Annotated in this window: 11 protein-coding genes; all 11 read right to left on the reverse strand. The window is 60.4% G+C overall.

The window, feature by feature from the left end; genetic code table 11:
• Position 1: 1 nt before the first annotated feature.
• The 11 genes from IK083_08655 to IK083_08705 are packed head-to-tail and all read right to left on the reverse strand — an operon-like array spanning position 2 to position 12,653.
• Entirely contained in the window at positions 2-805 is an 804-nt protein-coding gene (locus IK083_08655; protein MBR4749621.1) for a hypothetical protein, read from the reverse strand.
• A complete protein-coding gene (trmFO, locus tag IK083_08660) occupies positions 802-2,202 on the reverse strand; it encodes a methylenetetrahydrofolate--tRNA-(uracil(54)-C(5))-methyltransferase (FADH(2)-oxidizing) TrmFO (protein ID MBR4749622.1) in 1,401 nt (466 codons plus the stop codon). Before trmFO ends, IK083_08655 begins: the two co-directional genes overlap by 4 nt.
• Entirely contained in the window at positions 2,127-3,173 is a 1,047-nt protein-coding gene (locus tag IK083_08665) for a glycosyltransferase family 9 protein (GenBank protein ID MBR4749623.1), read from the reverse strand. The genes trmFO and IK083_08665 overlap by 76 nt, the downstream gene beginning before the upstream one ends.
• Positions 3,166-5,538, reverse strand: a complete 2,373-nt coding sequence (gene lpxK, locus IK083_08670; GenBank protein ID MBR4749624.1) for a tetraacyldisaccharide 4'-kinase — start codon at positions 5,536-5,538, stop codon at positions 3,166-3,168. The genes IK083_08665 and lpxK overlap by 8 nt, the downstream gene beginning before the upstream one ends.
• Positions 5,535-7,328, reverse strand: a complete 1,794-nt coding sequence (locus IK083_08675) for an ABC transporter ATP-binding protein (GenBank protein MBR4749625.1) — start codon at positions 7,326-7,328, stop codon at positions 5,535-5,537. The genes lpxK and IK083_08675 overlap by 4 nt, the downstream gene beginning before the upstream one ends.
• Positions 7,325-8,482 carry a hypothetical protein gene (locus tag IK083_08680; protein ID MBR4749626.1) on the reverse strand — a complete coding sequence of 386 codons (1,158 nt, stop codon included), beginning with the start codon at positions 8,480-8,482 and terminating at the stop codon, positions 7,325-7,327. The genes IK083_08675 and IK083_08680 overlap by 4 nt, the downstream gene beginning before the upstream one ends.
• 14 nt (positions 8,483-8,496) lie before the next feature.
• On the reverse strand, positions 8,497-9,285 hold the full coding sequence (gene lpxA, locus IK083_08685) for an acyl-ACP--UDP-N-acetylglucosamine O-acyltransferase (protein ID MBR4749627.1): 789 nt from the start codon (positions 9,283-9,285) through the stop codon (positions 8,497-8,499).
• Positions 9,285-9,707 carry a 3-hydroxyacyl-ACP dehydratase FabZ gene (gene fabZ, locus IK083_08690; protein MBR4749628.1) on the reverse strand — a complete coding sequence of 141 codons (423 nt, stop codon included), beginning with the start codon at positions 9,705-9,707 and terminating at the stop codon, positions 9,285-9,287. Before fabZ ends, lpxA begins: the two co-directional genes overlap by 1 nt.
• A gap of 12 nt (positions 9,708-9,719) precedes the next feature.
• Positions 9,720-10,559 carry a UDP-3-O-[3-hydroxymyristoyl] N-acetylglucosamine deacetylase gene (lpxC, locus tag IK083_08695; GenBank protein ID MBR4749629.1) on the reverse strand — a complete coding sequence of 280 codons (840 nt, stop codon included), beginning with the start codon at positions 10,557-10,559 and terminating at the stop codon, positions 9,720-9,722.
• Positions 10,556-11,575, reverse strand: a complete 1,020-nt coding sequence (gene lpxD, locus IK083_08700) for a UDP-3-O-(3-hydroxymyristoyl)glucosamine N-acyltransferase (protein ID MBR4749630.1) — start codon at positions 11,573-11,575, stop codon at positions 10,556-10,558. Before lpxD ends, lpxC begins: the two co-directional genes overlap by 4 nt.
• Before the next feature lies 1 nt (position 11,576).
• On the reverse strand, positions 11,577-12,653 hold the full coding sequence (locus IK083_08705; protein MBR4749631.1) for a hypothetical protein: 1,077 nt from the start codon (positions 12,651-12,653) through the stop codon (positions 11,577-11,579).
• Positions 12,654-12,660 lie beyond the last annotated feature (7 nt).

The raw sequence follows: 12,660 nt of genomic DNA on the forward strand, positions 1-12,660 counted from the left end.
GTTACCTCATCTCGTAGTATTTTTCGATCAAAAAGGACTCTGCCATAGTCCTATTTATTTCCTCATAGCAGGTCTCGTAAAAGACGTCGCATATATTGCCGGCGCTCCGTTCGTACATGCTGCCTTCCCGCAGCAGGTAGTCTGCCCTGAGAGCGGGCTTGGTGCTCCACAGGGTCTTGCCGGTCACACAATTCTTCAGGTGGGCGGATATGATGGACTTGGAGCGGCGCTCTCCGTCGGTGACCACCGACTCGGTGGTGATGGCCATATTCACAAAGAGGGCGAACCAGATGCCGTTTTTTCTGGCGATCTCCATGATCTTTCTGTCTCTCTCGGCGTTCAGGGCCACGTTCTTCACCGCATCCTTGTAGAGCTCGGGCCTGGCTATATCCAGCACGTTGACGAACCTTTCCAAAAACACGCTGAGGCCCGTCTCCTTCAGGTCCGGCTTGCCCTCAAAATAGGAGTCCATGACGACAAATATCTTCATGGCCGGCGGGTCGGCGGCCCGCTGCCACATGGTCCACAGGTCCGGCTTCACGGTGATCCTGGCGGTGAGGACTCCGTCCTTTTCCCAGGCTCTGCCCCTGTCGCTGAGGGTGGAGTAGTCGGCAAGAGGTATATCCAGATAGCCGCACAGGACCTCCAGCACCTGCAGCTCGGCGTTCACCTGAGCCTCCGTGAGGGCCCGGTCCCTGTCGGGATAGTCGGCGAGGCTCGCCTTGCCCAGGCAGACTATACCCTCTGCCCGGAGAAACACGGCCGCGCACAGCAGGGCGAGAACCAGAACGCTTTTCTTTATCATAACATATTTTCTCCCATTTTTTCCATAGCTTCCAGGGCCGCCGCGGCTTTTGCCTCCTTGCGCCCCTGCTTGCCTCTGCCTCCCGCATAGGGCAGGATGCCGAAGTTGGAGTTCATGGGGACAAAGGGCAGCGGCTTGCCGGCCGACGAGAGCCCGGGGCCCCCGGACACGTATCTCTGCAGGGCTCCGGTGATGGTGGCTGCCGGGAACAGGATGGGCTCCTGACCGGACAGCAGCCGGGCTATATTGATGCCGCACACTATGCCCGTCATGGCCGACTCCATATAGCCCTCCACTCCTATGAGCTGCCCGGCAAAAAAGAGCCGGGGGTCCCGCTTCAGTCTGAAAAAGGGGTCCAGCAGCCCGGGGCTTTGGAGATAGGTGTTCCGGTGCACCTGTCCGTAGCGGACAAAGGAAGCTCCGGCAAGAGCCGGCACCATGCCGAAAATGCGTTTTTGCTCGCTCTGCCGCAGCTGGGTCTGACAGCCCACCAGGCCCCACACGGTCCCCTCCCGGTTCTCCTGCCTCAGCTGCAGCACCGCATAGGGGCGCCGTCCGGTGGCCGGGTCCTCTATGCCCACGGGCTTCAGCATGCCGAAGGCCAGGGTCTCCGGGCCTCTGGCTGCCATGACCTCCACGGGCAGACAGCCTTCGTAATACACGGCCTTTTCGTCCTCGGCCAGATGCAGAGGGGCCTTTTCCCCCTCCACCAGCGCCTGCACGAAGGCGTGATACTCCTCCCGGGTCAGGGGACAATTGATATAGTCCGCATCCCCCTTGCCGTATCGGGACTGCCTGAAGGCGCGGCTCATATCCACCGAGCCTATATCCACCGACGGAGCTATGGCGTCAAAAAAGGAGAGCGAACCGCTGCCCACGGCGTCCGCCAGGGCCCGGGCCATATCCGGGGAAGTGAGAGGCCCGGTGGCCGTGACGCATATCCCCTCCTCCGGCAGAGAAAGGGCCTCGCGCCTCACTATCTCTATCCGGTCCGACTCCTCCAGAGCCCGGGTGATATATTCCGCAAAGAGGGCCTTGTCCACGCAGAGAGCGGCTCCCCCGGGCACTCTGGCTGCCTCCGCAGCCTCCAGCACCAGGGAGCCCATGAGGGACATCTCCTTTTTCAGCAGGCCGTGAGCCGTGTCGGGAGACTCGGCCTTCAGGGATGAGGAGCACACCAGCTCCCCCAGCAGGTCCGTGGTGTGGGCCGGGGTGGTCTTCAGAGGCCGCATCTCCCACAGCCGGCAGTCCACGCCTCTTCGGGCCAGGCTCATGGCGCATTCGCAGCCCGCCAGCCCGCCTCCTATCACAGTGACCCGGCTCACCGGTCCCGTCCCATGGCGAGAGCCTCCCTGAGGCGGCTCTTCACCATATCCACCGTGATGTTCTTCATGCATCTGAAATCCTTGCAGTGACAGCGCTTCTGGCAGGGCTTCCGGGGGTTGGCCGGCTCATGTATCACCAAAAAGTTGTCCTTGTGCACGTGCTGGTCCAGATGTACGTCGGAGCCGTACAGGCACACGGTGGGTATCTCCTGACACACTGAAAAATGGAGCATGGCCGTATCCACGCACACGGAGGCGTCGCAGCGCTCCAGGACTGCCATGGCTTCCCTGAGGGTGGTCTTGCCGGATATGTTCACACAGCCGTCGATGCCGCGGCAGATAGCCTCTCCGCGTTCATAGTCTCCGGGACCTCCCAGCAGGATGCATCTGTATCCCAGCTCCCCCGTGATCCAGGGCAGCAGCTCCCGCCACTTCTCGTCCTGCCAATACTTGCATTCCCTGCTGGCGGCAAACACTATGCCTATCAGAGGACCTTCACCGGTCAGCCGGGCAGCCGCGGCCCGGTCCTCCTCCCCGAGAGGCACCCGGGGATAGGTGACGGTGTCATCGGGCAGAGGGTCCAGACCCTCGTCCTTCAGCACGGCGTTGACCATGAGCCTGTTTTTGTCCGTATACACCGTCCGTCGGGGCACCGGGACTATCTCGTCATAGAGGGCCAGCTCCAGTATGTTTTCCGGTCTGGAATAGCCTATGATCTTTCTGTGCTTCAGGGTCTTCAGGAGGCCTATGACCTTGACCCGGCCGTGGATATCCAGCACATAGTCATAATATTCGTCCTCCAGCTCCTTCCTCACCTTGGCGGTAGCCTTCAGCAGGTGGGACAGGCTCTTGGAGTGCTTTTTTCTCTCCCACAGGGCCACCCGGTCTATGTCGGGGTGGTTTTCCAGCAGGTTTCTGCAATAAGGCTCGCACAGCCAGGTGATGGTGCAGTCCATAGCTTTCTTCAGCTCCATAGCCACGGGCAGGGCCATATACACGTCTCCTATGGCGGAGACTCTGGTGATCAGGATGTTTTTACTCACGATGCAACTCTTTCATGATAAGGCTCAGTATTTCATCTTCGCCATTGATTTCCGCAGCTATGTTCAGAGTGCACACTCCCTTCAGGGCTCCGTAGCCCCCGGGCAGCCTGCATATGTCTTTTTGGGTGGTGATCATGAGATCGCAGCCGGCAGCCGCGGCCTCTATGCCCTCCAGATCACCGGCGGAGTATTTGTGATGGTCCAGAAATAGTCTGCTGCCTTCCACCACCGCTCCCAGCTCCTTCAGGCTGCCGAGAAAACGGGTGGGGTTGGCTATGCCGCAAAAGGCAAAGACCCTTTTGTCTTTCAGTATAGCGCCGGGCTCCTGCCGCCCGCCGGCAAATTCCACGCAGGAGGTGACTGTCCGGGCGTCGCAGATGCGTATCTTCGGAGCGATCCGGAGTATCCTTTGCCGGTCCCGGTCGCTCATGGGCTCGCTGCCCAGAGACAGCACCACGTCTCCCCGGCGAAAGGCTCTGACGCTCTCTCTCAGGTCCCCGGCGGGGATGGTGAGGCCGCCGGAAAAGGGCCTCGAGCTGCTGACCACTATGATCTCCAGGTCTCTGTGCATCTGCCAGAACTGCATGGCGTCGTCCATCAGCAGCGCGTCGGGAGCAAAGCGCTCTATGGCCAGGCGGGCGGTCTGCCTCCGGTCTCTGCCCACCACCACGGGCACTCCCGTGAGTCTGGACAGGAGGAGAGGCTCGTCGCCGCAGCGCAGGGCGTCGGGCTCGCTGCCCGGCTCTATGATGAGGTCTTCCTCCGTGTTCCTGCCGTAGCCCCTGCTGAGGACGCAGCATCTGACGCCCTTCTCCTTCAGCAGGTTCACCAGACGCACCGTCACCGGAGTCTTGCCGGTGCCTCCCATGGTGATATTGCCCACGCTGACCACCGGCACCGGGGCCCTGAATTTTTTCCGCAGGCCCGTCTCGTAGGGCAGCAGATACAGATAGTGGACCAGCCTGTAGAGCAGGGACAGAGGATACATGACTATCCTGAAGAGCAGGGCCTGAGGGGTCTTGCTCTCGCCTGACAGCAGCTTTTCGCCTCTGAGTATCCGGCTGCAGGCAGGCTGCACCGCCATGGAGCTGTCATAGAGGGCCAGAAGCCTGTCGCAGGTCTTGGCTGCGGCTCCCCTGTTGTACTCCATCATCCTGCGGCAGCCCTCTCTGATCTCGTCTCTCACCCCGTCGGTCTGCAGTATGCGGACGATGTTCTCCGCCAGCTCCCGGGAGGACCTGATCTCAAAGCCCACTCCGAAGGCCTTGGTCTGGGAGGCTATATCCTTGGTCTTGAAGGTGTAGGGACCGTAGCACACGCCTATGCCTGCGGCCACGGGCTGCAGCAGGCTGTGACAGCCCTTCCTGATGAGGCTGCCGCCCACAAAGGACACGTCGCCGGCAAAATAGGCCCGGGCCAATTCGCCCATGGTGTCCAGCACCAGAGCGTCGCAGGGACCGTGGGAAGCGTCGGTCCTCCGGGCAAAGACTACGCCCCTTGTCCGGAGCATCTCGCCCACCTCTTCTCCCCGGGCCGTCTGTCTCGGAGCGATCAGGAGCCTGAGGCCGGGCACCTGTTTCCGGGCTTCCAGCCAGGCCTCTATGACCGGCTCGTCCTCGCCGGGATTGGTGCTGCCCGCCACGAACACCGGCGCGTCCTCCGAGCCCGGGCCGAAAAAGCCCTGCTTCAGAGCGCGCCTTTCGTCGTCGGACATATCCTCCGCGGCCACGTCAGCCTTGCAGTTGCCCGTGACGAACACGCAGGAGGGGTCGGCGCCCAGTGCTATCACCCTTCTGGCGTCCTCCTCGGACTGCATGCAGAAGAGGTCTATATTCTTGATGGTCCATCTGTAGAGCCAGGACACCAGCCGGGCCCCCTTCAGGGTGCCGTCGGAGATGATGCCGTTGATGATGGCCGACTTGCTGCCCCGGAGCTTCAGGATATACCGGAAGTTGGGCCATATCTCCGTGTCGGTGCTGGCAAACACCCGGGGAGACACGGACACCACGGACAGCAGGACGCTGACGAGAAAATCGTAGGGATAGTATATGAGCCTGTAGCCCTCGGCGGAGATGCTCTTTTTGGCCTGCTCGTGGCCGGACCTGGTGGTGGTGGAAAACACTATGGGCAGGGACCTGCGCCTTTCAGCCAGCAGGTTCACCACCGGAGAGCTGGCCACGGTCTCTCCCACGCTGACTGCGTGGATCCAGACGGCGCCTCCGGACTTTTCTTTTTCCACCAGTCCCAGCTGCTCCTTCATGCTGACCACGCTCTGCTTCACCACAAAGGCCCTGATGAGCAGATACACCACTATAAAGGGCAGAAAGACCAGGATAAACAGGTTGTAGAGGACGAATTGGATCATCTGTCCTCTCCCCGGGCCGCGCCGCTGTACAATTCGGAGAAGCAGCCTCCCGCGCTGATCAGCTCGTCAAAGGAGCCCTGCTCCGCTATGGCGCCTCTGTCCAGCACGTATATCCTGTGGGCGTTTTTCACTGTGGAAAGCCTGTGGGCTATGATGATGGTGGTGACGCCGCTCTCCCTGTGGTCCAGATAGCTCTGCACCGCGCTCTCGCTTTCGTTGTCCAGAGCGGAGGTGGCTTCGTCCAGTATGAGTATCCGGGCCTTCTTTTTCAGCAGGGCCCTGGCAATGGCTATACGCTGTCTCTGTCCGCCGGACAGGCCGCTGCCCCCCTCTCCCAGCTCCGTGTCGTAGCCCTTGGGAGCCGCGGTGATGAAGCCGTGGGCGTTGGCCGCCCGGGCCGCCTCATACACCTCTTCGTCGGTGGCGTCGGGGGCTCCGTATTTGATGTTGTCCCTGATGGTGCCGCTGAACAGGATGACCTCCTGGGGCACCAGGGCCACAGCCTCTCTCAGGGCTCCCAGGGATATGTCTCTGACGTTCACGCCGTTGATGAGTATCTCTCCCTCGGTGACCGCGTAAAAGAGGGGTATCAGGTCGGCCACCGTGGATTTGCCGCTGCCGCTGGGGCCCACCAGAGCCACTGTCCGGCCGGCGGGAAATGTGACGGAGAGGTCCCTGATGACGGGCTCGTCCTCATAGGCAAAGGTCACGTGTCTCAGCTCCACCTCCGCCGCGTCTCCGGCGGGAAAAGGCAGGGCGCCGGGACTGTCGGTCTCCTGGCCCTTCATATCGATGATCTCGAAGATGCGGTCCCCGGCGGCCAGTATCTGCTGCTGAGTGCTCTTCAGCCTGCTGATGGACTTCACCGCATTGGCCACTATGAAGCTCATCATGATGTATTCGCCCAGGGCGGGAAAGTCAAACATGCCCGCATTGATGCACAGAGAGCCCGTGAGTATGAGCACGCCTACGGCCAGCCCTCCCACGGCCTCCATGACCGGGACCACCAGAGAGGTCCTCTTTACGGTGCGGACGGTCATATCGTAGTTGTACAGGTTGACCCGGGCAAATCTCTCCAGCTCATAGTCCTCCCGGGCAAAGGCCTTGATGATCCTGATGCCCTTGAGGTTCTCCGTGACCTTGGCGTTCACGTCGCTCATGGATTCCTGCTGGACGCTGGTGGCCTTTTTTATGCGGTAGGTGATCCGGTCCAGTATGAGGCCTATGACCGGCACGAACACCAGCACAGCCACCGTCAGCTTCCAGCTGATGATAAAGAGCTGGGACATGCCCACCAGTATCATCAGGGGAGCCTCCACGCCGACCATGATCACGTCCGCCGCAGTCCGGATGATCTGCACGTCGGAGTTCATGCGGCTGATATAGTCCCCCACCTTGCCCTTCTGAAAATAGCTCATGGGCATCCGCTGCAGGCTGCGGTACATATCCTCTCTCATCTCCATGGATATGCGGGCCGCTATGACCCCCACGGAGAGCTGATTGATATAGCTGAATACTCCCCTCATGGAATAGACCACCACGAACACGGCGCTGACTATGACCATGAGGACGGAGAGTCCGTCGCCGGGGTGATAGAGCCCCATCTTCATCACGTATTTGACAAAGGCGGTCTCCTCCACCGCTGCGTGAGTGGTGCCTGCCAGAAACACCCCCACCAGCACGGTGGAGGCCGCATTGGACAGGGCCAGCATCAGCGAGCTGACGAAGAGCAGCGCCAGCTGACGGGCGTATCTGAAAATATATCCGAGAATACGTTGTTGCGCTTTCATTTTTCTGTATCTTTTATCAATTCGGCAAAGCATTCTGCCGCTCTGACGGTGACGCCTTCGGGGCCCAGTATCTCCCTGATCTCCCCCAGAGAGGCCCTCATTTCCGCCATTGCCTCCGGGCTCTCCAGGAGCCTCATGGCTTCTTCGCATATAGCGGAGCCTGTGACCTCGCAGGCCAGCAGCTCCCTGCACACGGACCGGTCCAGCACTATGTTGGGCATGCCTATATGTCCTCCGGGGAGGCCCAGACGGCTCTTTCGCAGAGAGTATTCCAGCCTCATGACCGCGGTGCCCCGATACACTATGAGCATGGGGGTACCCAGGATGCCGGCCTCCAGAGTGGCGGTGCCGGAGCAGGAGCACAGGAGGGCGCTGTGGGCCATGACGTTGTAGGTGTCTCCCACCGCCAGCCTGACGCCGGCCGCCTCATAGTCCCCGAATTCCCGGACCAGCCGGCCGCGGATATAATCCGCCTTCTCGGGAGTAGCGGCGAACACGCAGCATATATCCGGGCGCCGGGCCCGGAGAAGCCTGACGGCCTCAAAAAACACCGGCAGATGGCAGTCTATCTCAAAATTGCGGCTCCCTGCCAAAAAGCCTATGCTCTCCCCCTCCGTATGATAGCGGCTCCCGTATTCCTCCCGGGACAAGTCCGGCCGGACCAGGTCCACCAGAGGATGGCCCGGGTACCTGACCCGCAGTCCATAGCCCGCCAGTATCTCCGCGGACCAGGGGAAGGGCGTGATCACCGAGCAGTCAGCCCTGATGAGGGCGGAGGGTCTGGAGGGACGCCTGCGCCAGGAAGAGGGAGGAAAATAATACAGGCACCTGATACCCTGCTTTGCCGCGGACATGGCAAGGCGCGTATTGAAAAAACCGAAATCCACCAATACCAGCAGATCCGGTTTTTTTCTTGTTATCATCCTGCGGAAGCTGTAGTAGCGATACAAAAACCGAGGCAGATACTTGAGGGTCTGAAACACCCCTATGGTCCCCATCTCGGACATGTCGTAGATGATATCGGCGCCCGCGGCGCGCATCTCTCTGCCGCCGATGCCCCAGTATCCGGCCTGTATCCTGTTCTTCAGCTCCCGGATAAGCGCGGCGGCATTCCTGTCTCCGGATATCTCGCCGACGCTTATCGCTATATCCAATGTGCGGCCGTCTTCTATTTTCCCTGCTCCTGTCTGCCGTAGGTCCCGTCCCGGGAAGCGCACACAAAATCCATGAGATAGGTGAGCTCCGGCGTGGGGGGCAGCTCTTTGATGAGATTGATGGCGGTCTTGGTGTTCAGGCCGGAGTTGTAGAGCAGCCTGACAGCCTCTCTCAGACCGTCTATGGTATCCCTGTCCACCCCGCGGCGTCTGAGTCCTACGCTGTTGACGTTGCGGATGCGCAGGGGATTGCCGTCGCAGAGGGTAAAAGGCGGTATGTCCACGTTGACCTTGGAGCAGCCGCCCACCATGGACATCTTGCCCACCCGGACAAACTGATGCAGCCCGGCCAGACCGCCGATGATGGCGTAGTCTTCTATGACGCAGTGGCCGCTGATGCCCGCGTAGTTGGTGCATATCACGTGGTCGTGCACCACGCAGTCATGTCCCACGTGCGAATAAGCCATGAGCATATTGCTGTTGCCTATGACAGTGGTATTGCCTTCCTTTGAGCCTCTGTGGATAGTCACGTATTCCCTTATCTGGTTGTCGTTGCCTATCTTCAAAAAGGTCTTTTCGCCGCCGTAGCCTATATCCTGAGGGTCGTCTCCCAGGACGGCGCCGGAGTGAATGACGTTGTTGCTGCCGATCACCGTGTCCTGCCTGATGACCACGTGGCTGATGAGGCGGGTGCCGTCCCCTATGACCACGTTGTCTCCTATCACCGAATAGGGCCCGATGACCACGCCGCTGCCTATGACAGCGGAGGGTGATATCACTGCCGAAGAATGTATGTCGCTCATTATCTGTCCACTACCTTACATGTGAGATCTGCCTCGCAGGCGAGCTCTCCGTCCACCATAGCCATAGCCTTGACTCTGCCCAGATTGTGGCGGAAGGATATGACGTTGATCTGCATATCCAGCCTGTCTCCCGGGACCACGGGGCGCCTGAAGCGCACGTTGTCCAGTCCGGCAAAGTAGGCCAGCTTGCCCTTGTTGTCGCCCTGCAGAAGCAGCACGCCTCCCAGCTGGGCCATGGCTTCGCAAATGAGTACTCCCGGAAAGATGGCGTGACCGGGAAAATGTCCCTGAAACACTGCCTCGTTCATGCTGATGTTCTTGTAGCCCTTGATGCAGTTTTCCTCCATCTCGGTGATCCTGTCCACCAGCAAAAAGGGATATCTGTGGGGCAGAACGTCCTGAATGCCTTCGATGTCTATCATGTTGATTCTCCGTTAAATAGATGCCGTTTCAGTTTCTATCTGTTCCTGCAGACGCAGGGCAAACTCGGTGTTGAGAGCGTGACCGCTCTTGTAAGCTATGAGCCGGCCTTCCAGCCCGGCTCCGCAGAGAGAAGCGTCTCCCAGCAGGTCCAGCAGCTTGTGGCCCGCCGGCTCCGCCGGATGCCTCAGGGGCGAGGACAGCTTGTCCCGGAAGATGACCAGACAGTTGTCCAGACTGCCGCCCTTGGCCAGGTTTCCCGACAGCAGATGCTCTATCTCCTCGTAGAGGACGAAGGTCCGGGAGTCGGCTATATTTTGCCTGTATTGCCCATAGCTGCCGTCGAAGACGCAGGTCTGCGCCCCTATCATGGGGTGATCGTAATTGAGATGATACTCGGCGGTAAAACCCTTCCCCGGCAGCAGGCACACAAAGGCGTCCCCGCGGGTGACCATCACGGGACTGGCCGGCGCATATATCCTTCTCACGGCGTCGGTGGGTCCGGTCCCCACGTCCTCCAGGGCCTTCAGATAGCCCAGGCTGCTGCCGTCCAGCACGGGTATTTCCCTGCCGCTGCAGCGTATGCGGGCGGCGGAGATACCCATAGCCCACAGAGCGGACATGAGGTGCTCTACGGTCATGATACGGGCTTCGCCCTGCCCCAGAGTGGTGCCCCGGGAGGTGTCGGCCACGCAGCGGGCCTCGGCCCTGACGGCGCCGCCGGGAGTGTCAAAATATATCCCGGGCTCTCCGGAGGGCAGTATGGTGATCTCCACCCGGTCGCCGCTGTGGAGCCCCACGCCCGATACGGTCAGGGGTCCGGCTATGGTCTTGCAAAAGGTCTCGCTGATCATTGCTTCAGGCTTTGCAGCTCCTTTTCCAGATCCTTCAGCCTCTGATACATCTCGGGCAGTCTGGCGGACAGCACCTCCACCCTGCGGCGGGTGGCCATGGGCATGGCGGGAAAGCCTCCCAGGACCGTGTCGTCCCCGAAGTCCCGGCTGATGCCGGCCTTGGCGCCGGCATACACTCTGTTGCCCAGATGCACGTGATCGGACACGCCCACGTTGCCGCCCATGACGCACAAGTCTCCGAGAGTGGAGCTGCCGGCTATGCCTGTCTGAGCGCACAGTATGCACCCGGCGCCCAGCTTGACGTTGTGGGCCACCTGGACCAGATTGTCTATCTTGCACAAGTCTCCGATGACGGTCTCTCCCAGCTTGGCTCTGTCTATGGTGGAGTTGGCCCCCACCTCCACACAGTCACCCGTGCGGACTATGCCCAGATGGGGATACTTGCGTATGCCCCCTCCGGCTGTATAAAAGCCAAAGCCGTCGGCGCCTATGACGCAGCCCGCGTGGAGCAGATTGTCTTTGCCGATGATGCATCTGTCGTATATGGTCGCATTGGGCATGATCACAGTGCCGGAGCCGATGGTGACTCCCGCGCCCACGTACACCCCGGGGTATATCCTGACGCCGTCGCCCACCACGGAATCCGGTCCAATGTGGGCGGTGGGGGCTATGACGCAGCCGGAGCCGATGACGGCGGAGAGAGCCACGGAAGGAGCGGAAGGATCGGGCTCATAGGGAGCGGGACAGGCGTCCTGCAATATGTCCACGAATACGCCTCCGGCGTCGGCGCTCCGGAGGACCCATTTGCCTCCCCCGTCGCCGCAGGAAGGGCCCGCCAGGATAAAGGAAGCCCCGCTTTTTACAGCCTTGTCAAAATATGCGTCGGTATCGGCCAGCACCAGATCGCCTTTTACGGCGTCGTCCGTGTAGCTGATGCCGGTGATGTCCTCTTCCTCGCCGCAGGCGGCGATCTCCAGAGAGTATTTGCGGGCAAATTCCCTGACGTTGTATTTCATGCTATCCTTCCATTTCCGATATGAGGCCGGGGGTGAACATCCAGCTGTCCTTCAGCTTCCGCCGAAATACCTCCGTGAAGTCCGGCGCCTGCTTTTCGGGGATATAGGTGATATCCAGCCCCATTTCCTCGGACATATTCGCCAGCAGCCTGTAGAGGCTCATACGCTTTTTGTCCGCGTCCGAATAAGGCTCCCTGAGGGTCTCTGCCCCGGGGGACGCGGCGTGAGCCGCGGGCGACACGGCGGCGGGCATGGGATAATACTCCACCGTGGTGTTGCGGTCCAGGGGCATGCGGCCTGCAAACAGGTCCTTCACGGAGCTGACGTAGCTCTCATATTTCTTTTCCTTGGCAGCCCTGCTCTCGCTGATCTGCCGCTCCAGAATGCCGTTGAGGCGGTCCACGGTCTTCTGTATCTCCTGCTGCTTGAACCTGTCCGACACGGACATGTAGTAGAGATACAGCTGATTGTTGCGCTGCCGGTCCAGCCTGGCCTTTGAGGCGGCTTCGCCGAAGAGGGTGTTGTTCTCCGGAGTGTCAAAGAGCCTGCGCTTGGAGGCGGAGGCATAAAAACGGGCCTGACTGTTCAGGCTCTCGATGGTATTTTTGGCAAACAGGCTCCGCAGCTTTTCCATGCCGGCGGCGTCGTATTCCTCAAAGAGAGGGTTGAGCTGCATCAGGCCCACTATGATATTCCGCCGGGCAGCCAGCTCGCCGGAGGCGTCCATCACGGACATTATCCGCCTGAACTGCTGGTCCTTTTCCTCGGTGAGCTTGGCAAACACGGCCTTTTCGAACTCGCCGGTGTCATGGACGTAATACAGCGAGTCAAAGCTGAGGTCCAGCTCCACGGGGACGTCGGCCACCGTGTCGGCGATGGGCTCCTCAGACGGCAGGTCGTTGAAGGACTCCTGCAAAAAATCCGGCGAATAGTCGGCCAGCAGGCTGTCTATGTCCACGTAGACCTTTTTGGTCTCCAGAGTCTCGGCCTCTTTGTTCAGCAGATACACCAACAGCGCCGGCAGCAGCAATAGCAGCAGCGCCGCCGGCGCCAGGTACCAAAGAGGCCGACGTGACATTATGCGT

This window comes from Abditibacteriota bacterium, assembly GCA_017552965.1.
Lineage (GTDB): Bacteria > Armatimonadota > UBA5829 > UBA5829 > UBA5829 > RGIG7931.